The following is a 21361-nucleotide window of genomic DNA, read 5'->3' as shown; positions in this document are numbered from 1 at the left end:
CGGGGCGGTGCGCGCCGGGAGGGTGGTTCGGCGCGCACCGGTGGGGCGTGTGCGGTCCTCGGGAAGGGATGGTTCAGTACGCGTCGGCCCGCGCCTTGTCGAAGGCCGTCGCCAGGCGGGAGACGCCCTCCCGCCGCTGCTCCTCGTCGAGGGTCGCGAAGGAGAGCCGCAGCAGCCGGGAGCCGTCCTGCTCGATGCAGAACGGCGCCCCGGGCACGAGCGCGAGCCCCTGGGCCAGGGCGTGCTCGTACAGCAGGTCCGAGGTGACCCGGGGGTCGTCCACGGAGCACCAGAAGAACAGGCCGCCGCGCGGGTCCTCGAAGCCCAGCCACGGCAGCCGCTCGCGCAGCAGCGCCGCCGTCGCCCGCGCCTTGCCCCCGTACAGGGTGCGCAGCCGGGCGAGGTGGGCGGGCAGGAACGCCGGGTCGCCGAGGAGTTCGGCGAGGACGTACTGCCCGAAGGTGTTCGTCTGGAGGTCGCTGCTCTGCTTGACCGCCACCAGTTCGCCCAGCAGGCCCGCCGGGGCGGTGAGTCCGGCCACCCGGAACCCTGGGCAGAGCGTCTTCGACAGGCTCAGCAGCCGGACCACCCGGTCGCCGTGCACGTCCGTGGACGGCAGCCGCTCCCCCTCGAACGCCAGGTCGCCGTACGGGTCGTCCTCGACGATCAGGAAGCCGTACCGGTCGGCCAGGGCCGCGAGCTCCCGGCGGCGCTCCGTGGTGAGGACGCCGCCGGTGGGGTTGTGGAAGTGCGGCACGACGTAGACCAGTTTGGGCCGGGCGCCGGCCGCGAGCCGTTCCGCGAGGACGTCGGTCCGCATGCCGTCGCGGTCCGTGGGCAGCGGCAGGAGCCGGGCCCCGGCGCCCCGGAAGGACTGGACGGCGCCCAGGTAGCTGGGGTCGTCCAGGGCCACCAGGTCGCCCTCGTCCAGGAGGGTCCTGGCCACCAGGTCCAGGCCCTGCTGACTGCCGCCGGTGACCATCGCCCGCTCCGGGCCGACCGGAGCGCCGGTCTCGCCCGCGCGCCGGGCCACCGCCTCCCGCATCGCCGCCGTACCGGCCGTCGGGGCGTACTGGAGGGCGGAGGCGGCCGACCGGGAGAGGACCCGGTCCGTCACCTCCGCGAGGCGGGCCACCGGGAAGCTGTCGGGGGCCGGGATGCCGCCGGCCATCGACAGGACGCCCGGCGCGTTCGCGGCCGACAGGATGCGGTCGATGGCGTCGGAGCGACCCCAGGAGGTGCGGCGGGCGAGGAGGCGCGTGAAGTCCCCCTCCGCCGCGCCCTCGCCGCCGTCGCGCGTCACGGTCCCGTCGCCGTCACCCGTCATGACCCCACCGCCGTCTTCTCCGATCCTTCCGGCGCCTCCGGCTCCGCGCCGATCTGCGGCGGGAAGTCCTTCAGCCGCCAGACCGGGGAGAGCAGCACCACGAGGACCGCCGAGAGGAAGGCCCCGGCGGTCACGAACAGCGTCTCGCGCAGGCCGATCAGGTCACCGAGCCAGCCGCCGACGAGCGCGCCGAGCGGGAGCATCCCCCAGGACACGAAGCGGTAGCCGGCGTTCATCCGGCCGAGCAGTTCGTCCGGGGTGATCGACTGGCGCAGGCTGATGATGTGGATGTTGGCCATCGTGCCGCCCGCGCCGATCAGCGCGAACGCGGCGACGAACAGCACGAGGGTGAGGATCCCGTCGTTCGCGGGGGCCAGCGGGATGATCACGGGGGCCGCGCAGCACAGCACGAGCGCCCCCAGGATCGCGGGCCCGAGGCCCATCGCCCGCTTGAGGCTCCGGGCCACCAGGGAGCCGCCGAGCGAGCCGACCGCGCCGGTGCCGAGCAGCAGGCCGATCGTCCCCGGGGAGAGGTCCAGGCGCCGGGCCGCGTACAGCACGAAGACGGTCTGGAGCGACATCCAGCAGAAGTTGTACAGGCCGGACTGCAGGGCGCAGGCCCGCAGGTGGGCGCTGTCCCGGATGATGCGGATGCCGTCGCCGACGCTCTTCCACAGGCCGGTGCGCCGCTCGGGCACGACCGGCGGCGGCTCGGGCCTGCGGACCGCGAGCAGCGTGGCCACCGAGACCAGGTACGAGGCGCCGTTGATGAGCAGGGCGTACGGCGCCGTGACCCAGCCGATGAGCAGACCGGCGAGGCCGGGGCCGCCGATCTGCGCGAGGGAACTGGTGCCCTGGAGCTTGCTGTTGCCCTCCACCAGGTGCTCCTTGCCGATGAGGGTCGGCAGGTACGACTGGTAGGCGACGTCGAAGACGACGGTGAGCGCCCCGATGAGGAGCGCCGCCACGTACACGAACTCGATGCGCAGCAGGTCCGCCACGGCGAGCAGGGGCACCGCCGTGACGAGCAGCGCGCGTCCCACGTTCGCCGTGATCATCAGCGGGCGGCGGCGGACGCGGTCGACCCAGACCCCGACGAGCAGGGTGACGAGCAGGAACGGGGCGTAGGAGGCGGCGTTCACCAGGCCGACCTGGGAGGAGGACGCGTCCAGGGTGAGCACCGCCGTCAGGGGCAGCGCCAGGGTGGTGACCTGGGCGCCGATCTGGGAGATGCCCTCGCCCGTCCAGAACTTCATGAACTCTGCGTCGCGCCAGAGCGCCCCGCGCTCGCGCCCCCCGGCGGCGGCGGGTGCGCCGTCGCCGGGGGCCGCCGGACCGGCCGACCCGGTGGGGTCGGCCGGTTCCGTCGAGCCGCTGGAACTGTCCGAGCCGTTGGAGCCGTTCAGGCTCTTCGAGCCGTTGGAGCCGTTCAAGCTGTCCGATCCGTTCGCGTCGTGCGGGTCGTGCGGGCCGTGCGAGTCCTGCGACCCGGTCACGCTTCCTCCTCGCGGGAGGCCGGGTCGGCCACGTGGAAGGCGCAGCCGATCTGGGCGCCGCGCAGCATGCTGACGATGCCGACGGCCGGGTCGGTGACGCCCCGGGCCAGGGTGCCGGCGTACTTCCCGTCGACCATGAGGGTGCCGTAGGCGACGGCCATGTCCTCGGTGGTGACGCCGTCCTCGGAGAGGAACCGCTCGGTGGTCGGCAGCAGCCGGCGCTGGAGGACGAAGGGCCCGCCGACGGCCTGGTGCAGCTTCTCCACCCACTCCTTCTGGTCGGTGGTCCAGCCGGGCGTGACGCCGACGCCGCCGTAGAGCAGCGTCGGCTTGAGGACCAGGAGGTCCTTGTTGGCGACGGCGTACGGCAGGAGGTCGATCTTCTCGCCCTCGAAGGTGACCTTCTCGTCGCGCACGAAGCGGGTCCAGGGCAGGATCCGGTCGACCAGGTCACGCTCCTCCTCGGTGAGGGCGGCCCGGTTCCGCTCGTCGCTGAGCATGGCGAGGCTGCCCTTGTTGCCGTACAGCTCGCAGTCCAGCGAGGCGAACAGTTCGACCTGTCCGGCCTCGGCGGCGTCCAGGAGCGGGTTGACGAGCTCGTACGTGCGGGGCTCGTCCGGCATCTCGCCGGGCAGGAACAGCCGGTAGACGACGTCGACGCGCCGCCCGTCGTACACGACCCCGCCGTCCTCGTAGGTGAAGTCCCCGAGGTGGCAGACGACCGGGTCGAAGCCGAGGTCCTTGAAGGCGGGGACGACGAACTCCATCCAGCACCTGGACTTCTCGAAGCCGTCGGGCCAGTCGGTGATGGCGAGCAGCGGGCGCTCGACGCCGGCGAGGGAGGGGGCCTGGCGGCGCAGCACGTCGGTGATGCGGGCCAGCGGGTCGGGGTAGACCAGGTCCTCGGCGGCGGCGAAGGCGGCGAACTCCTCGTCCTTGATCAGGGCGCGGGCGAACTCGCCCATCTGCCAGCCGCCGAGCGAGGTGCCGGTGTTCAGCTCCATGAGGCGGAAGCCGCCGGTCTCGCGGTAGAGGTCGGCGCGGGACAGCGGCGGGATCTCCTCGACCGCGCCGCGCAGGACCAGGTCGGCCTGGGTGTCGCTCATGCCGACGGCCTTGGCGAAGGCGCGCAGGTCGCCGCCGAAGAGGCGCCCGGGGACGGACTTCAGGAGCTCGAAGAGGCCGTTCAGGTCGCGTTCGAGGCCGGCGACGTCCTCGGCGCTGAGGAAGACGGGCCGGTTGAGGCCCTCGCCGCCGCCGGCGCCGTAGCGGAACCACTCGACGCCCCGGACGCCGGAGACCGTCATGCGGGCGGCGGTGCGCTCGTGGTCGAAGAAGCGGCGGGTGACGGCGTTCTCGACGCGGGCGCCGAGCTTGTGGGTGCTCGCGCCGGTCACCTCGGTGCGGGAGAGCCCTTCGGCCCGGTCCAGGGCGCGGCGGGTCTCGACCGGGTCCTCGCCGACGGCGATGAGGGCGGCCGAGCGCGGGGTGAGGCCGCGCGGCGGGAGCTGGAGCTCGTCGCCGGGCTCCACGAGGGCCACGGCCTCCACCAGGCCGTCCACCTCGGACGGGTCGGGCAGGACGACCCGGTCGATGGTGCCGTCGTACGAGGGGTAGAGGAAGCGGATCTCGCCGCTGAGCGCGCGGGTGGGGGTGAGGTCGGGGACGCGCTCGAAGGCGATCTCGGCGGCGGCGACCGCCAGGTCGATGCCGGTGGCGAGCTGGTGGACGTGCGGGATGAGGTCGCCGCCGAGGCGCCCGTTCAGCTCGATCAGGCGGGGCCCGTCGGCGCTGACGCGCAGCTCGGTGTGGGTGACGCCGTAGTCGACGCCGACGGCCCGGTGGGAGTCCCTGACCAGCTGCACGACGGCCTCGGCCCAGGGCTCGTCCTTCCAGCCGGTGACCAGGTGGCCGACCTCCTCGAAGTACGGCTGGGGGCCGAGGCGCTTGCGGGCGACGCAGACGGGGGTGACGACGCCGTCCACGACGGTGCTGTCCACGCTCAGCTCGGGGCCCTCGACGTACTCCTCGACCAGGACGGTGTCGGCGGTGCCGGCGCCCTGGAGGCGGCTGGCGGCGGCGAGCCGGTAGGCCTGGCGCAGGCCGTCGGCGTCGCGGGCCACCATGACGCCGAAGCTGCCGCCGAGGGTGCGGGGCTTGACGACGACGGGGAAGCCGATGGCCTCGGCGGCGGCGACCGCCTCGTCCTCGCTCGCGGCCGGGGCGTGGCGGACGGCCGCCATCCCGGCGGCCTCCAGGGCCTGCCGGGTGGCGTACTTGTCGCGGCAGATCTTGGCGGCGGCCGGGTCCATGGCCCGCAGGCCGAGGCGGGCGGCCACCGAGGAGACGGCGGCCAGCGACCACTCGTCCCAGGTGACGATGGCGGCCTCGGCGACCTCGCCGCGCAGGTCGGCGACGGAGGGGAAGAGCTTGTGCGCGTCCGTCGTGTCGGCGATCCGGTGGGTGTCGACGTACTTCGCCTGCCAGCCGGGCGCCTCGGGGGCGATCAGGGTGACCTCGTACCGCGCGGCGAGGGAGGCGAGCGCGTACTCCCGGTACTGGCGGATGCGGCTGCCGACCAGGATGACGCGCGGGCGTTCGGTGGTCATGACGGACACGGTGTGTGTTCCTTTCCGATGCGGGGCGGTGCGTGGGGCCGGGGTGCGGCAGGCGGTACGGGTGGTGCGGGGCCCGGTGGTGCGGGTGGTGCGGGTGCGGCCCGGGGCTCGGACCGGTTACGTGTCCAGGGGCGTGCAGGTGAGCCGGAAGCCGTGCGCGGAGGCCTCGATGGCCTCCTCCACGGCGGCGGTGGACGGGCCGCGGAAGCGGAAGCGGGTGCCGACGTGCTCGTATCCGCTGATCGGCGGGACCCGTTGGCCGACGGGCACGTGCAGCACCGCGTACGGCATGCGGTCCCCGGCCGGCGGCGCGGTCCAGTCGGCGCGCTCGACCAGGCAGGGCGCGGGGACGGGCAGCGGCAGGAGCAGGTAGCCGCCGACCTCGCCGGTCTTCGGGACCGGCAGGACCGGCACCCGGCCGAGCTGGATGTCGGCCGCCGCGGCCATCAGGTCGGCGCCGTGGACGTCCCGCCAGGTGAAGGGGATCTCGCCGCCGCCGACCCGGGCCCCGCACTCCAGGAAGACCGGGGCGGGGCCGCCGTCCGCGCCCCGGGTGACGAACGCCTCCAGGTGGAAGACCCACGGCCGGCCCCCGCCGAGGGCGGCCCCGACGGCGGCGGCGAACGGCTCCACGGCGGCGAGCAGCACCGGGTCGTCCTCCTCGACCGAGCCCAGCCAGTTGCCCTGGGTGAAGTCGGCGCAGGTGCCGCCCACGTAGCGGGAGGCGGTCCAGCCGCCGAGCCGGTCGCCCTCCCACAGGCCGTCGATGTGCAGGATCGGGGCGTCCACGTACGTCTGGGCGAGGAACGGTTCGGCCGCGAGGTCCGCGGCCAGGTCCGGGTGCGCGTCCAGGTCGGCCTCGGAGTCGAGCCGGACCACTCCCCTGCTGGCGGTGCCCCGGTGCGGCTTGCAGACCAGCGGCCAGCCGTGCGTACGCCCGAACTCCCGTACGGCGTCGGTGTCGGGGACGTGGGCGAGCGTCGGCACCGGGAGGCCGGCGGCGGCCACCGTCGTGCACATCAGGAGCTTGTCGCGGAAGACCGCCAGCTCCTCCGGGGTCTGCCCGGCGATCCCGAACTCCTCGCGGACCAGGGCCGCCGTGTCGAGGTCGCCCTCGTTGAGGGCGACCAGCGCCTCCGGCGGGCCGTACCGCCCGACCAGCCCGGCGAGGGCCGCCCGTACGGCGGGCAGGTCGTCGGTGAGGCCGACGGTGACGACGGCCTCGGCGTCCCCGGGTACGGAGGCCCGGCCGAGTTCGGTGCTGATGTACGTGACCCGGTGGGTGGCGTGGTCGACGTAGTCGGCGTACAGCGCGTGGGTGTCCCGCCAGCGGTGCAGGACCGTCACGTGCGGGCGGGTCGTGGTCATGCCTCCGCCCCCGCCGCGCCCGTCTCCTCCGCGCCCCTCTCCCCGGACTCGCCGGCCTCGTCCGCCAGCCAGGACAGGGCCGCCGCCACCATCGAGCGGACGCCGACGACCAGGGCGGGGCCCGACTGCGGGGCGAAGGTGGGGGCGTGGTTCTGCGGGATGTCCTCGTCCAGGCGCCCGGCGGCGAACGCGGCCGTGAACACCTCAGGGTCGAGGCCGCCCCAGAACCAGTACACGGACGGCACCTGCGCCGCCGTCGCCAGGATGCCGAAGTCCTCGCTGGCCGTGGTCGGGCCCATCGTCATCACGGCCGCGTCACCGAAGGCCTTCCGGTGCGCGTCGGCGACCCGCTCGGCGGCGGCCGTGTCGTTGACCGTCATCGGCAGGTGGTAGACGGAGGTGATCTCCGGCTCGGCGGTCGCTCCGGCCGCGTCGGACTCCGCCCTCGCCAGGCGCTCGATGGAGGCGAGGACCTTGTCGCGGACGGGGGCCGAGCTGGTGCGGACGTTGATGCCGAGCTCGGCCGTGTCCGGGATGACGGCGGCCGTGGTGCCCGCGTGCAGCTTGCCGACGGTGACCACCACCGGCTCCTGGGCGGCGGTCTCGCGGGACACGATGGTCTGGAGCCGCAGGACCAGGGAGGCGGCCATGAGGACCGGGTCCACGGCCGACTCCGGCTTGGAGCCGTGGCCGCCGCGGCCGAAGAGCTTGACCGTGAGGGAGTCCGTGGCGCCCATGACGGTGCCGGGGCAGGTGGCGACGAGGCCGACCGGGCCGGGCCCGACGTGCTGCCCGAGGATGACGTCCGGCTTCGGGAAGCGCTCGAAGAGGCCGTCGTCGACCATCGCGCGGGCGCCGTAGCCGCTCTCCTCGCCGGGCTGGAAGACGGCCACGACCGTGCCCTTCCAGTGGTCCGTGCGGGAGGAGAGCAGCGCGCACGCCCCGAGCAGGGCGGCCACGTGCAGGTCGTGGCCGCAGGCGTGCATCACCGGGACCTCGGTGCCGGAGTCGTCGGTGGCGGTCACCGTGCTCGCGTACGGCAGGCCCGTGGCCTCCTTCACCGGCAGGGCGTCCATGTCGGCGCGGAGCATGACCGTCGGGCCCCCGCCGTTGCGCAGGACGGCGACCACGCCGGTGCGGCCCACGCCCGTGGTGACCTCCCAGCCGCCCTGCGCCGCGAGCCGTTCCGCGACCAGGGCCGCCGTGCGCTTCTCCTGGAAGGCGAGCTCGGGGTGGGCGTGCAGGTCCTTGTAGTCGGCCTCCAGGGCGGGGAACAGCGGTTCCAGCGCGTCGAGCACTGCGGTCAGGGAGTCCATGGCGTCCTCACTCGGAGACGGGGGTGTCGGGACGGGGGTGCTCGCGCACGCCCCAGGAGGCGAGCAGCGCCGCCGCGCAGGTGATCGCCGGCCACCACGGCACCCAGCCGCCGTGGCCGGTGGAGCGCAGCCACTCGGCGAGGGCCGGGAAGGTGCCGCCGAAGAGGCTGATCGCGAGGGCGGCGGGCAGGCCGACGGCGACCGCCCGGACGGCGGGCGGGAAGAGCTGCCCCGCGAAGACGTTGCTGACGGCGAGGGGCAGGGCGAGCAGGAACAGCAGCACCACCGTGACGACCGGGACGGGCACGCGGCCCGCGACCATGCCGGCGAGCAGCGGTACGGAGCCGAGCGCGAGCCCCGCGAAGCCGGTGCGCAGGACGGGCAGGGCCCCGAACCGGTCGGCCGCCCTCCCCGCCGCGAGCATGCCGCCGAGGAGGGCCACCATGCCGAGGAGCAGGGCCCCGGAGGCCTCCTCCTTGGTGGCGGCGCCCGCGTCGGCGGCGTACGCGGGGAAGTCGACCGTGAGGAAGTAGAAGACGGTGGTGGCGCCGGAGGTGATCGCGAACACGACGGAGAGCGGGCCGAGGTGGGCCCGCAGGACGGGCCAGGGGCTCGCCCCGCCGCGCTTCCCCGACTCTTCGGCGAAGACCTCGCTCTCGGCCGCGCCGCGCCGGATCCACAGGGCCGTCAGGCCGAGCAGGGCGCCGAAGACGAAGGCGAGGCGCCAGGCGCCGTCCTCGACGCCCGCCTCCCCGAACACCCCGAGCAGGACGGCGAGCACGACGAACGACAGGGCGCTGCCGAGGACCACGCCGCCGTAGGAGACGGCGCTGTAGAAGTACCGGCTGCGGCCGGGGGCCGTCTCGGTGACGTACGCGGCGGCGCTCGGGTTCTCGGCCCCGACGGACAGGCCCTGCACAAGCCGGGCGGCGACCACGAGGAGCGGGGCCGCGATCCCGATCGAGGCGTGGCCGGGGACCACCGCCAGGAGCAGCGAACCGGCCGCGATCAGGCCGACGGTGAGGGTGAGCCCGAAGCGGCGCCCCCGGGTGTCGGTGAGCCGCCCGATGACGACGCTGCCGAGCGGCCGCACCAGGAAGCCGAGCGCGAAGCCGAGGTAGGCGGCGATCAGCCGGGCGGTGGGCGAGGACCCGGGGAACAACTGCTCGGCGAAGTACGGCGCGAGCACACCGTAGATCGTCCAGTCGTACGCCTCCACGACGGACCCGACACTGGCGGCGAGGAGTTCGCGGCGGGGCTTGCGTGCGGGGGCGGGGGCCTCGCCGGCCGGGGACGGTGCCTCCGGAACCCTCGTCCCGGCCGGAGGCACCGCCCCCGTGCCTATCTCCGAGGTGCTCATTCGGCCACCCCGTACACCCGTGCCCCGCCCCCGTCTCCGTGTCCCGCCGGATGCGGGACCGCGTGCAGGCGGGTGCCGACTGCCGGGAGGTCCGTCAGGCCGGTCAGGCCCGTGAGGACCGGGATGCCGGCCTCGGCGAGGGCCTTGGCCGCCGGGCCGTCGCGGTCGGTGCCGTCCGTGGCGACCAGGGCGGCGCCGCGCTCGGCGAGGAGCGCGGCGGCGTCCGGGGTGAGCCAGGGGCCGTCCGGGCGGCCGGTGTGGACGACGACGGCGTGCCCGGCCGGTGCGAAGGGCGCGAGCGCGAGCCGGTCCGCGACCGGTTCGTCCGCGCCCACGAGCCGGACCAGGGCCACGGGCAGGTCGACCAGGCCCTCGATGCCCCCCGGCGCCCCGGCGGGCCGGTCCAGGCGGGTGCCCGGCCCGGTCAGGTCGACCGTGCGGCGGACGGGCGCGCCACCCTCCGCCGCGGTGTTCCGGGAGCCCTTGTGCGGCTCCCGGATCAGCTCCTTGCGGGTGATGGTCGTACCGCCGACCATCAGCAGCCCCAGGTGGCGCACGAGGAGTTCGCCCAGCTCGTCGTCCTCGATGTCGTCACCGGGGATGTCGAGCCGGAAGCCCTCGGTCCGCAGGGAGCCGCCGTTGCTGAAGACCACCTCGGCGTCGAAGTCGACCCGCCACTGCCCGGCACCGGTTGCCGTCGTCATGTGCTTCGTTCCTTCACGTCGTCGCGTTGTTCACGTGGTGCCCCGCGCCCGGGAGCGGGCCCCCGGACGCGCCCTCAGGCGCAGTCGACGAGGGCCTTCTCCAGGGCGCCGACCACCGCGTGGATCTCTTCCTCCGTGATGGTGAGGGGCGGAAGGAGCCGGAGCACGGCGCCGTGCCGACCGCCGCTCTCCAGGAGCAGTCCGTGTTCCAGGCAGGCCTTCTTGACGCGGCGGGCGCGGTCGCCGTCGGCGGGCCGGGCGCCCAGGGCGTCGGCCTCGCCGTCCGGGTCGACGAGCTCGATGCCCCACATCAGGCCCCTGCCGCGGATGTCGCCGATCTCCGGACGGGTCAGGGCGAGGCGCCGCAGCAGGCCGCCGAGCAACTCTCCCTTGACGGCGGCCTTCTCCACGAGTCCTTCTTCGGCCAAGACCTCCAGGGCCGCGGCGCCCGCCACCAGGGCGATCTGGTTGCCGCGGAAGGTGCCCGCGTGGGCGCCGGGCCGCCAGGCGTCGTACGTGTCGCGGTAGAGCAGCAGGGCGAGCGGGAAGCCGCCGCCGACCGCCTTGGAGACGAGGACGGCGTCGGGTTCGATGCCGGCCTCCTCGAAGGCCCACATGGTGCCGGTGCGGCCCCAGCCGGCCTGGATCTCGTCCAGGACGAGCGGGATGTCGAGCCGGGCGGTGATCTCGCGCAGTCCGCGCAGCCACTCGGGGGGCGCGGGAATCACGCCGCCCTCGCCCTGCACGGCCTCCACGAAGACGGCGGCGGGCTTGGTGATCCCGCTCTCGGGGTCGGTGAGCAGCCGCTCGATGTAGGTGAGGCCGACCCGGACGCCCTGGTCGCCGCCGAGGCCGAAGGGGCAGCGGTAGTCGTAGGGGTACGGCAGGTGGTGCACGTCCGGCATGAGCGAGGCCACCGGCTCCTTGGCGTCCAGGTTGCCGGTGAGGGCCAGCGAGCCGGTGGTCATGCCGTGGTAGGCGCCGTGGAAGGCGAGGACCGTGCGGCGGCCGGTGGCGGTCTTGAAGAGCTTGATCGCGGCCTCGGTGGCGTCGGCCCCCGCGGGCCCGCAGAACTGGGTGCGGAAGGTGTCCGCCATGGTGCCGGGGAGCTTCTCGTAGAGCGCCGACAGGAAGGCGTACTTGGCGGGGGTGGTCAGGTCGAGGGCCTGCTGCACCTGGCCGGATTCCAGGTACGCGCGCACCCGGTCCAGGACCTTCGGGTGGTTGTGGCCGAGGGCGAGGGTCCCGGCGGCGGCCAGGCAGTCGAGGTACTCGGTGCCGTGTCCGTCGCGGACGCGGGCGCCGTGCCCGCCCTGGAGGACCTGGCCGAAAGCGGTCGCATAGGTGCGGGCGCCTGATTCGCGGGCCCGGACGTAGGCGTAGATCTCGTCCGGGGTGGGGCCGGCGTCCGGGGCCGGTGCGGCGTCCGGTGCGGGGACGGTGTCCGGGGTGGACGCGGCGTCCGGTGTGGGGACGGCGTCCGGTGCGGGGGCGGTCGTGCGGGTGGTCACGTCATCACTTCCCAGGGGATGTACGGGCGTCCGCGACCATGACCTGGCCGAGGGCGATGCCGCCGTCGTTGGTCGGGACCTGCCGGTGGACGTAGGTGTCGAAACCGTCGGCGGTCAGCCCGGTCAGACAGTTGAGCAGCAGGAACTCGTTGAGGAACACGCCGCCGGAGAGGACGACCTGCCGCACGCCGGTCTCCTCGCGGAAGGCCCGGCAGCGGTCGCGGACCATCTCCACGACGGCGGTGTGGAAGCGGCGGCTGATCCGGTCGGCGGGCAGTCCGGCCGCGAGGTCGTCGGCCATGGCCCGGATCACGGGCCGGGGGTCGACCTCGACGGGGCCGCCCGGCTCCCCCTCGGGCGTACGGGCGGCGAAGCGGTACGCCGCCTCCGGGGCGGGGTCGCGGGCGAGCAGGCCCTCCAGCTCGATCGGCCCCTGGGCCTCGTACTCGGCGCGGGAGCAGATCCCGGCGAGCGCGGCGGCGCCGTCGAAGAGGCGGCCCATGCTGGAGGTGGCCGGGGAGTTGATCCCCCGGGCGGCCATGGTGGCGTACACGTGCCGCTGCTGCCCGTCGAGTTCCGCGAGGGCGGGGAAGGCGGCGACGGCCCGCTCCCGGTCGCCGTCGAAGGCGTCGAGGGCGAGGGCGTAGCCGGTGCGGACGGGTTCGCGTACGGCCTGGTCGCCGCCGATCAGGGGAAGTCGGCGCAGGCGTCCGACGCGCCGGTAGGCGGCGTAGTCGCCGAGCAGGAACTCACCGCCCCAGACGGTGCCGTCCTCGCCGTAGCCGAAGCCGTCGAAGATCACGCCGAGGGTGGTGCCGGTGACGTGGTTCTCGGCCATGCAGGAGGCCATGTGGGCGTGGTGGTGCTGCACCTCGACCACGGTCCGCCCGGCCCCGGCCCCCTCTCCGTCTCCGTCGAGCGCCGCCCGGGTGGAACGGAACTGCGGGTGCAGGTCGTGCGCGGTCAGGCGCGGCTCCAGGGCGTAGAGCCGGGCGAGGTGGCGGGCGGTGCGCCGGTGGGAGGCGAAGGTCTCGTCGTTCTTGAGGTCGCCGATGTGCTGGCTGAGGAAGACCTTGCTGCCGTGCGACAGGGCGACCGTGGTCTTCAGCTCGGCGCCGAGGGCGACGGCGGGCGCCACCTCGCGGCCGACGTCCACGGGGTACGGGGCGTAGCCGCGGGCCCGCCTGATGAACTGGAGCAGGGGCGCGTCCAGTTCGTCGTGGACGGAGAGCCGGACGACCGAGTCGTCCACGCGGATCTCGATGTCGCGGTCGTGGTAGAGGATGGTGTCCGCGATCTCGAAGAGCTGTTCCAGGGCCTCTTCGTTGCGGTACGCGATGGGGTAGCCGGAGATGTTGCCGCTGGTCATCACTAGTGCTTCCAGGCCGGGTTCGTCCAGGAGCAGGTGGTGGTGGGGCGCCGAGGGCAGCATGATCCCGAGGTTGGGGTTGCGGGGCGCGACCGACTCGGGCAGGGCGTCGGGCTGCTTGCGGGCGAGGAGGATGGGCCGGGCCGGGGAGCGCAGGACGTCGATCTCGTCCTCGGAGAGGACGGCGAGGCGCTGGGCGGTGGCCAGGTCGCGGACCATCACCGCGAAGGGCTTGGAGTCGCGGCGCTTGCGGCGGCGCAGCAGGGCGACGGCCTCGGGCTGGGTGGCGTCCACGGCGAGGTGGAAGCCGCCGACGCTCTTGACGGCGACGATCCCTCCGTCGGCGAGGACCTGCGCGGCGCCGCGCAGGGCGGTGTCGCCCTCGGTGGTGCGGCCCTCCCGGTCGGTGAGCAGCAGCCGGGGCCCGCAGTCGGGGCAGGCGTTGGGCTGGGCGTGGTAGCGCCGGTCGAGCGGGTCCTCGTACTCGGCCTTGCAGGCCGCGCACATGGTGAAGGACGCCATGGTGGTGGCCGGCCGGTCGTAGGGCAGGTCCCGGATGATGGAGTAGCGCGGCCCGCAGTTGGTGCAGTTGATGAACGGGTAGCGGTGGCGCCGGTCGCCCGGGTCCCGCAGTTCGCCCTGGCAGTCGCCGCAGACGTGGGTGTCGGCGGGGAGCAGGGCGGTGCGGGCGCCGGAGTGTTCGCTGTGGACGATGGTGAAGGGGCCCGCGGGCACGCTGCCCGCGGGGAGCCCCCGGGTCACCACGACACCGTCGACGCGCGCGAGCTCGGGCGCGCGGTCCTTCAGCCCCGCGGCGAAGGCGGCCAGGGCGGCGTCCGGTCCGGACGCCTCCACGAGGACGCCCTCGGGGTCGTTGCGGACCCAGCCGGAGAGGCCCAGTTCGCGGGCCAGCTTGTAGACGAACGGCCGGTAGCCGACGCCCTGCACCACCCCGGTGACCCGCAGCCGCCACTCCTCGGTGCCCGGCGGGGAGGTCGCGGTATCCGGCGGAGACGTCACGGTGCTCATGGTGATCCCCTCGCTTCCTGGTCGGGTCCTCAGCAGAGCCGGGGCAGTTCGGCCCCGAGGAGTTCTTCCAGCTGCGTCTCCCGGCCGTCGGCGTCCCGCAGCAGCACCAGGACCTCGGTGTCCTCGGAGACCTCGCCGATGGTCACGGCGTGCTCGCCGTACGGCAGGGAGCGCAGGGCCGCCAGGACGTCCGCCTCGGCGGCGGGGTCCACGAAGACGGCGAGGCAGCCCTCGTTGGCGCAGTGCAGCGGGTTGATGCCGAGCATGTCGGCCGCCATGGCGGTCTCGTGCTGGATCGGCAGGCTGGGGGTGTCGACCCGGATGGTGCGGCCGAGCTTCCCGGCGTACTCGTGGAGGACGGCGGTCAGTCCGCCGCGGGTGACGTCGCGCATGGAGCGGACGGCGCCGGCCGGCACCCGGTCGAGGACCCCGTCGATGAGGTTGTTCAGCGGGGCGCAGTCGCTGTCCACGCGCTGTTCGAAGCCGAGGCCTTCGCGGATGGAGAGCAGGTGGACGGTGTGGTTGCCGATGGGGCCGCTGAGGACGACCTTGTCGCCGGGGCGCACGTCGGTCATGGAGAGCGGTTCGCGCTCGAAGACGCCGACGCCCGCGGTGTTGAGGTAGAGCTGGTCGGCCTCGCCCTTGCGGACCACCTTGGTGTCGCCGCCGACGATCTGCACGCCGGCCTCGCGGGCCGTCTCGCGGATCGACACGAGGACCTGCTTGAGGCGGTCGATCGGCAGGCCGGTCTCCAGGATCAGGCCCAGGGTGAGGTACTTGGGGCGGGAGCCGGCCACGGCGAGGTCGTTGACCGTGCCGCAGACGGCGATCTTGCCGATGTCGCCGTTGCCGAAGAACGGCGGGTCCACGACGAAGGAGTCCGTCGTCATGGCGATGCGTCCGGTCTCGACCGGGAGGATCGCGCTGTCCTCCATGATGCCGACGTAGACGTCGCCGAGGGTGTCGGCGATGAGCTGGACCAGTTCCTGGCTCAGCTTCGCCCCGGTGCCGTGGTCGAGGAGGATCTCGTCACTGCTGCCGGCCGTGCTCGCGGTCATGGCTGCTCCTGGGTCGGGGAGGGTCGCGGTCACGGGGTCTTGATGTTCTTGCGGGGCAGCGTGCCCTCGGCGTCGAGGACGCTGATGACCTCGGCGGAGTCGGAGACGGTGGCGCAGTAGCCGTCCAGCCACTCCAGGGCGCGGTCCTTGTCCTCCTGGCGTGCGGAGACGACGCAGTCGGAGGGGACCCAGATGTTGTAGCCGCGGAAGAAGGCGTCGGCGGCGGTGGTCTGGACGCAGATCTGGGTCTGCATGCCGGTGATGAGGACGGTGTCGACGCCGAGGGCCTGGAGGCGCTCGTGCAGGTCCGTCTCGTAGAAGCCGGAGTCCTTGCTCTTCTCCATGACGACGTCCTCGGGGGCGAGGAAGTCCTCGATGATCTCGGCGCCGCGGGTGCCGCGCTGGACCGGGAGGTGCCCGTCGTAGCGCTCGGCGTTCGGGTCGTCGGGGTCGTTGACGAGCTGGAGGTGGAAGACGTGGTGGCCGCGGCGGCGGATCTCGTCCAGGAAGGCGGTGAAGTGCGGGGTGGCGGCGGCGACGGCCGCGACGCGCTCGGGGTTCTTCTCCACGAGCTCGTACTGGAGGTCGTTGGTGAGGACGGCGATCTTGGACATGGGTGTGCCCTTCGGTGTGGCCGTGCGGGTGTGTGGGCGCCGGGCGCGCGGAAGGGCGCGCCGGCGGGGTGCTCCGGGACGTGCGGCGGCGCGCCGGCCCGCGGGACGCGGGCGGGTCCGGGAGGGGGTGAGGCCGTACGCGCCCGGGGATGCGGGGCGGGCACGGGGCGCCCGTACGGGGGTGTGCGGTCGTACGGGATCGTGCGGAGCCGTACGGGACCGTGCGCTGGTACGGGGCCGTGCGGACTCGTACGGTCGTACGGGGAGGGGCGTCAGCCCGTGAGGGCGGCGCTCTCCTGCCGCGGCTCGTGCAGCCAGGTGCCGGTGGCCTCGAAGTGGGCCAGGACGTCGGCGATCCGCGCGTACAGGTAGTGGCCGGTGACGGCCTCGCGCCCGTCGAGGCGGGCGTAGTCGGGCAGCCGCCCGTACTCGCGGAAGCCGAGCCGCTCCCAGAGGCCGACGGGGCCGTCGCTGCGGACTTCGAGGGTGATGACCTCGCAGCCCATGGAGCGCGCCTTGTGCAGGGCCTCGGCCCAGCCCTCCAGGAGGAACTGGCCCCTGCGGTCGGGGGCGATGACACATCGGCGCATGTCGACGATGTGCCGGCGGGCCGGCAGCGGGGCCCGGGCGAGGGTGACCATGCCGACGATCCGGTCGTCCTCCTCGTCACGGACCGCGAGGACGTCGATCGCGCCCTTGCGCAGGTCGGCGTCGAAGGCCCGCATCAGCGGCAGGCCCTTCTCCTGGCCGACGGGCTCGTAGAAGCCGAGGGTCTGCTCCTTGACCGCGACGGCGTCCATCAGCTCGATCATCTCGCGCATGTCCTTCTCGGACAGTTCGCGCGGCCATTCGTATCGCATGCGTCTTCCCGTGGGTTTGCCGGACGGTGGGCAGCCCGCAGGGACACCGGACACCGCCGCCCGCGCCGCCCGGCGCCGCGGCGGGCGGCGTGGGGCGGGAGTCGTGGGTACGCGGTGTCCGGTGCCGCCAGGGGGGTGTTCGGGTGCCGGAGGGGTCCGCGGCGCGTCCCGGGGCGTCGCCGCCCCCGGGGCCGCGGACCCGGAACGTCAGACCGCGGCGGCCCGGGCCTGCAGGTTGGTCTGCACCGCGGCGGCGGGAGCGGCCTGCGTCAGCTGCGACGGGTCGGAACCGAGGCCCAGGACCGTGGCGGCGTAGACCTCCACGAAGTACGAGACGAAGAGGGAGTTGATCTTCGTGAGGTGCTCCACGAAGCGCTCCTCGTCCTCCTCGGTCTTGATCACGCGCATGATCATGTTCCAGACCATGTCGACGTGGTCGTCGTCCTCGTCGAGCGCGAGGTGCGCGCGGGCGCCCTTGGTGTTGTTGGCGCCGACGTGCTGCTCCATGATGTCGAGCCAGTCGGGCTGGGTCTTGCCCGCGATGTACTCGAGGTAGAAGCCGCTGATCATCGAGGCGAGCGGGCCCTCGGTGGCGAGCGTGTAGTAGAAGTAGCCGTTCAGCAGCTCGGTGGCGAAGGTCGGACGGATCGCGTAGATCTCCTCGTCCGTCATGCCCACCTTGTGCAGGTCGCCGGCGAACATGCGGTCGTGGCGGCCCTCCTCGGCGCCGTACAGGCCCCACTCCTTGGAGAGCTGCGGGTCGCGGGTGGCCCAGTAGTTGGCGACCAGCGGGTCCACGGCGCGCTTGAGGCCGATCCGGATCATGGTCTCCACGTTGTGGCGCTTGTAGAGGTCCATGTCGAACTTGTTCGCGTCGAGCATGCCCTCCGCGCCCTTGCTCCTCTCGTAGAAGTCACGCTCGAACTTCAGGAGGAGCTCGTCCACGCGCTTGCGGAACTCGGGACGCTGGAGGCTGGAGTACGTGTTGTACGACTTGCTACGAGGCATGGTCATCCCCACCCGAGGTCGTTGATCACTTTGCTCTGGCCGGATCCGGCGAGGAATGCGCGCTCTTCCTGGGCACCGGTCCCCTGGACGAGAAGGAAGGACAGAGTCGCGGAAGCCGTGATGGCGAGAATGTTTCTCGCTGCACGTGCCATGGAAAACCCCTACCTTTCGGATGAGCGTTGAGGTCGTCAGCGCTTCGCTCATCCTCGGGCGGAAAGCCGTTTCTAGACCAGTCCCCTCTGGGATCATGTTGCTCCTGGCGGAAACATGACAGGGGGATACATTGAATGAAACCGGAAGAAGCGGTGCGATTAACCCTCCACCGCTGCGCGAATCGGCGGATCGTCTGTACCGGTTCGTCTCGGAATCGCCCGGATGCACGGCCGGGGCCGCCGCGGAAGCCCTCGGCCTGACGGCGCACGAGACCGACGAGGCCGTCCGGGACCTGCGCGAACTGGGGCTCCTGAGCACCGGGGGCACCGGCGGCGCCGGCCCGGAGCCCCTGGTCCCGCACCCCGTGGACTTCGCCCGCGTGAAGGTGCTCAACCCGCTCCAGCGGGAGCTGAACCGCACCCAGGCGCTCGTCGACGAGCTGCGGAGCGGCCTGGACGAGCTGGAGCTGTGCACTCCGCGCTCCCAGCACGCCCACTGCTCGCTGGAGATCGTCCACGAGCTGTCCGACGTGCGCCGGCTGATCACCGGCTTCGCCGACGAGTGCTGCGAAGAGGCGCTCTCCTCGCAGCCGGGCGGCGCCCGCGTGGAGGAGGTGCTCGCCGACAGTATGGACCGCACGACCCGGTTGCTCGGCCGGGGGGTCAGGATGCGGACGCTCTACCAGCACACCGCCCGCTTCAGCCCCGCGACCCTCTCGTACGTGGACCTGGTGACCCCTCTCGGCGCCCAGTTCCGCACCCTCGCCGGAGGTTTTCCGCGCTGCATCATATTCGACCGCAAGGTCGGCATCCTGCCGCTCGTCGACGACTCGAGAGGCGCCGTCGTCGTACGGGATCCGCAGGTCGTCGCTTTCGTGGCGGAAGCCTTCGACCGGGTCTGGACGACCGCTTCCGACCTCTCGCCGGAGGAGCGCAGGTCCGACCGGGTCGCGGCCACGTCCGAAATTCAGCTCGCCATTATCTCGCTTCTCACCCAGGGGGAATCGGACAAACGAATAGCCCAGGTCGTCGGAATTTCCCTACGGAACTGCCAGCGACATATCTCCCACATCATGAAAAGCATCGGGGCCCGCAACCGTCTGCACGCCGGCTACCTGCTCAGCAAGGAGCCGTTCAGCGGCCACTAGCCGGGCCGCCGGACGGAGCGCCGGACCGGGCGCCGGACGGCCTGCCGGACGGGCCGTCCGACAGGCCTGCGGACGGGCCGTCGCCGGGCAGCGGGTCCGGGGGGACCGCCTCCCGTTCCGCGGGCGTCGCCGCCGGCGGGACGGGGGACGGCGAGCCCCGCCACAGCGAGGTCAGCGCTACGCCGCCGACGAGCAGCGCCGCCGCGCACCAGCGCGGTCCGCTGATCCCCTCCCCCAGGAACAGCGCCGCCGCCGACATGCCGAAGACCGGGACGAGGAGCGAGAACGGCGCCACGGAGGAGGCGGGGTAGCGGCGCAGCAGCCAGCCCCACGCGCCGAAGCCGAAGACGGTGACGGCCCAGGCGACGTAGGCGATGACGCCGAGGCCCGCCCAGTCGAGCCCGCGCAGCGCGGCGAGGTCCCGCTCGGGGCCCTCCACGAGGAGCGAGAGGGCGAGCAGCGGCAGGACCGGCACGGCGCTGACCCAGACCATGAAGTTGAGCGCGTCGGGCGGTGAGGCCTTGCGGGTCAGGACGTTGGAGACGCCCCAGCAGACCGCCGCGCCGATCACCAGGAGGAAGCCGGCCAGGGGGCCCGAGGTGCCCTCGTCGACCGCCGCGACCGCGATGCCCGCGAGGGCGATCGCCATGCCGGCCGCCCTGACGCCGCCCGGCCGCTCCCCGAGGAGGGCGAAGGCGAACAGGGCCGTGAAGACGGCCTGGACCTGGAGGACCAGCGAGGAGAGCCCGGCCGGGGCCCCCAGGTCCATGCCGATGAAGAGCAGGCCGAACTTGGCCACGCCCAGGACGAGGCCGACGCCCAGGATCCACTTCCAGGCCACCTTGGGGCGGCCGACGAGGAAGACGGCGGGCAGGGCCGCCGCGAGGAACCGGAGGGCCGAGAAGAGCAGCGGCGGGAAGTGGCCGAGACCGATCTCGATGACGACGAAGTTGACTCCCCAGACGGCGGCGACCAGCGCTGCCAGGGCGATGTGTGCGGGGCGCATGGTCCGAGGATCCCCTCGGCGACCGTGTAGCACCAGCACGGATCGCTACATGATGGGATGTAGCAACGCTTCATCCCGCGCTTCACCCCACGCTCCTCCGAGGCCCCCGAGGTGGTCACCGTGCTGGACATCGGCCGTCTGCGGGCCCTGCACGCCGTCTCCGTCCACAAGACGGTGGGCGCCGCCGCCGAGGCCCTGGGCTACACCCCGTCCGCGATCTCCCAGCAGATCACCAAGCTGGAGCGGGAGACCGGCACCACCCTGCTCGAACGGCAGGGCCGGGGCATCCGGCTCACCGACGAGGCCCACCAGTTGGCCGCCACGACGAGCCGGCTCCTCGCCCTGATGGAGGAGGCGGAGGTACGGCTCGAAGAGCGGCGCGGGAAGCCCTCCGGACGGCTCGCGATCGGCTGCTTCCCGAGCGCGGCGCGCGGTCTGATGCCCCGGGCGCTCGCGGAGCTGACCCGGCGCCACCCCGACCTGGACGTCCGGCTCTCGGAGGTGGACACGCACCTGTCGGTGGACCTGGTGGCGCGGGGCGTGATCGACCTGGCCGTGGCGCACGACTGGGACATCGCACCGCTGCCGGCCCCGCCGGGGGTCGATCAGGCGGTCGTCGGCGACGACCTGTGCGACATCCTGGTCCCCCGGGACCACCCGCTGGCGGCCCGGGACTCGGTGCGGCGGGAGGAGCTGGCGGGCGAGCGGTGGATCTCGCAGCCGCCGGGGTCGGTCTGCCACGACTGGCTCGTCCGGACGCTGCGGGCGACCGGGTACGAGCCGCTGATCGCCCATCAGGCGGGCGAGAACCACACGCAGGTGGCCCTGGTGGCGGCCGGTCTGGGCGTCGCCCTGGTCCCCCGCCTGGGGCGCGGGGCACTGCCGCCGGAGGTGACGCCGATCCGCCTGGACCCGATGCCGAAGCGCCGCCTGCACGCGATGTGGCGCACGGGCGCGGCCCGCCGCCCGGCGATCCGCGAAACGGTCGCCACCCTCCAGGAACTCTGGCCGTCCATAGCGACACCGGCCTGACGGGGCCCGCCCCGGGCGGCACCCCGACGAACCACCGCACACCCTTCACGGACCCCCACCGAACGGCCGCTCCACGAGCCCGCCGCCAGGCGCCCCGTACCCTCTCCGCTCAAGTCCGCGCCGCCGGGCGACCCGCACCCCCTCCGCTCAGGCCCGCCGCCGGGCGACCCGCACCCCCTCCGCTCAGGCCCGCCGCCGGGCGCCCCGCACCCCCTCCACCCAGGCCCGCCGCCAGGCGATTCCCGCGCGGGTCCTTGACCTGGCAGTTACTTTCCGGCTATCCGTGTCCCCTTGGAAGTTTCCTTCACCCCCGCACGGCCGGAAGGAGCATCAGTGCACCACCGCGCCACCGCCACCGCCCCCGCCACCGCCCCCGCTCCCGTCC

At 73.5% G+C, this 21361-nt stretch carries 16 protein-coding genes; 2 read left to right on the top strand and 14 right to left on the bottom strand.

Annotated features, from left to right (window positions below; translation table 11 throughout):
* Positions 1-73: 73 nt before the first annotated feature.
* The 13 genes from OO47_RS29930 to OO47_RS29865 form a co-directional block, all read right to left on the bottom strand.
* Positions 74-1327 carry an aminotransferase-like domain-containing protein gene (locus tag OO47_RS29930; protein WP_078490044.1) on the bottom strand — a complete coding sequence of 418 codons (1254 nt, stop codon included), beginning with the start codon at positions 1325-1327 and terminating at the stop codon, positions 74-76.
* A complete protein-coding gene (locus tag OO47_RS29925; protein WP_051715684.1) occupies positions 1324-2823 on the bottom strand; it encodes an MFS transporter in 1500 nt (499 codons plus the stop codon). The genes OO47_RS29930 and OO47_RS29925 overlap by 4 nt, the downstream gene beginning before the upstream one ends.
* Positions 2820-5432, bottom strand: a complete 2613-nt coding sequence (locus OO47_RS34245; RefSeq protein ID WP_158708720.1) for an ATP-grasp domain-containing protein — start codon at positions 5430-5432, stop codon at positions 2820-2822. Before OO47_RS34245 ends, OO47_RS29925 begins: the two co-directional genes overlap by 4 nt.
* A gap of 126 nt (positions 5433-5558) precedes the next feature.
* On the bottom strand, positions 5559-6809 hold the full coding sequence (locus OO47_RS29910; RefSeq protein ID WP_030210442.1) for an ATP-grasp domain-containing protein: 1251 nt from the start codon (positions 6807-6809) through the stop codon (positions 5559-5561).
* Positions 6806-8125: an amidohydrolase gene (locus OO47_RS29905; RefSeq protein WP_051715679.1), complete on the bottom strand. Its 1320-nt coding sequence runs from the start codon at positions 8123-8125 to the stop codon at positions 6806-6808. Before OO47_RS29905 ends, OO47_RS29910 begins: the two co-directional genes overlap by 4 nt.
* A gap of 7 nt (positions 8126-8132) precedes the next feature.
* On the bottom strand, positions 8133-9485 hold the full coding sequence (locus tag OO47_RS29900) for an MFS transporter (RefSeq protein WP_051715677.1): 1353 nt from the start codon (positions 9483-9485) through the stop codon (positions 8133-8135).
* Positions 9482-10189, bottom strand: coding sequence for a cyclase family protein (locus OO47_RS29895; protein WP_033210761.1), 708 nt, complete (start codon positions 10187-10189; stop codon positions 9482-9484). The genes OO47_RS29900 and OO47_RS29895 overlap by 4 nt, the downstream gene beginning before the upstream one ends.
* A 74-nt stretch (positions 10190-10263) precedes the next feature.
* Complete coding sequence (locus OO47_RS29890; RefSeq protein ID WP_234323344.1) at positions 10264-11700, bottom strand: diaminobutyrate--2-oxoglutarate transaminase family protein; 1437 nt, start codon at positions 11698-11700, stop codon at positions 10264-10266.
* A gap of 4 nt (positions 11701-11704) precedes the next feature.
* Entirely contained in the window at positions 11705-14098 is a 2394-nt protein-coding gene (hypF, locus tag OO47_RS29885) for a carbamoyltransferase HypF (RefSeq protein ID WP_051715675.1), read from the bottom strand.
* Between the two features lie 29 nt (positions 14099-14127).
* On the bottom strand, positions 14128-15156 hold the full coding sequence (hypE, locus tag OO47_RS29880) for a hydrogenase expression/formation protein HypE (protein WP_030210429.1): 1029 nt from the start codon (positions 15154-15156) through the stop codon (positions 14128-14130).
* 29 nt (positions 15157-15185) lie between these two features.
* On the bottom strand, positions 15186-15770 hold the full coding sequence (locus OO47_RS29875) for a cysteine hydrolase family protein (RefSeq protein WP_030210426.1): 585 nt from the start codon (positions 15768-15770) through the stop codon (positions 15186-15188).
* 272 nt (positions 15771-16042) lie between these two features.
* Positions 16043-16630, bottom strand: a complete 588-nt coding sequence (locus OO47_RS29870; RefSeq protein ID WP_030210425.1) for a GNAT family N-acetyltransferase — start codon at positions 16628-16630, stop codon at positions 16043-16045.
* A 207-nt stretch (positions 16631-16837) separates the two neighbouring features.
* Positions 16838-17638: a hypothetical protein gene (locus tag OO47_RS29865; protein WP_063831948.1), complete on the bottom strand. Its 801-nt coding sequence runs from the start codon at positions 17636-17638 to the stop codon at positions 16838-16840.
* 283 nt (positions 17639-17921) lie between these two features.
* Here OO47_RS29865 and OO47_RS29860 point away from each other — a divergent pair, with 283 nt between their 5' ends.
* On the top strand, positions 17922-18938 hold the full coding sequence (locus tag OO47_RS29860) for a helix-turn-helix transcriptional regulator (protein ID WP_051715673.1): 1017 nt from the start codon (positions 17922-17924) through the stop codon (positions 18936-18938).
* On the opposite strand, the gene OO47_RS29855 is transcribed toward OO47_RS29860, so the two are convergent.
* The gene (locus tag OO47_RS29855; protein WP_078490042.1) at positions 18925-19944 is read right to left on the bottom strand and encodes an EamA family transporter; all 1020 of its coding nucleotides are present in this window, start codon (positions 19942-19944) and stop codon (positions 18925-18927) included. The genes OO47_RS29860 and OO47_RS29855 overlap by 14 nt on opposite strands.
* A 120-nt stretch (positions 19945-20064) precedes the next feature.
* On the opposite strand from OO47_RS29855, the gene OO47_RS29850 reads away from it, so the two are divergent.
* Entirely contained in the window at positions 20065-20976 is a 912-nt protein-coding gene (locus OO47_RS29850; protein WP_030210416.1) for a LysR family transcriptional regulator, read from the top strand.
* Positions 20977-21361: the final 385 nt, after the last annotated feature.

The organism is Streptomyces bikiniensis, assembly GCF_000716625.1.
Classification (GTDB): Bacteria; Actinomycetota; Actinomycetes; order Streptomycetales; family Streptomycetaceae; genus Streptomyces; species Streptomyces bikiniensis.
Note: the sequence above shows the minus strand (reverse complement) of the source record. Positions and strands in the feature narration are given on the sequence as shown.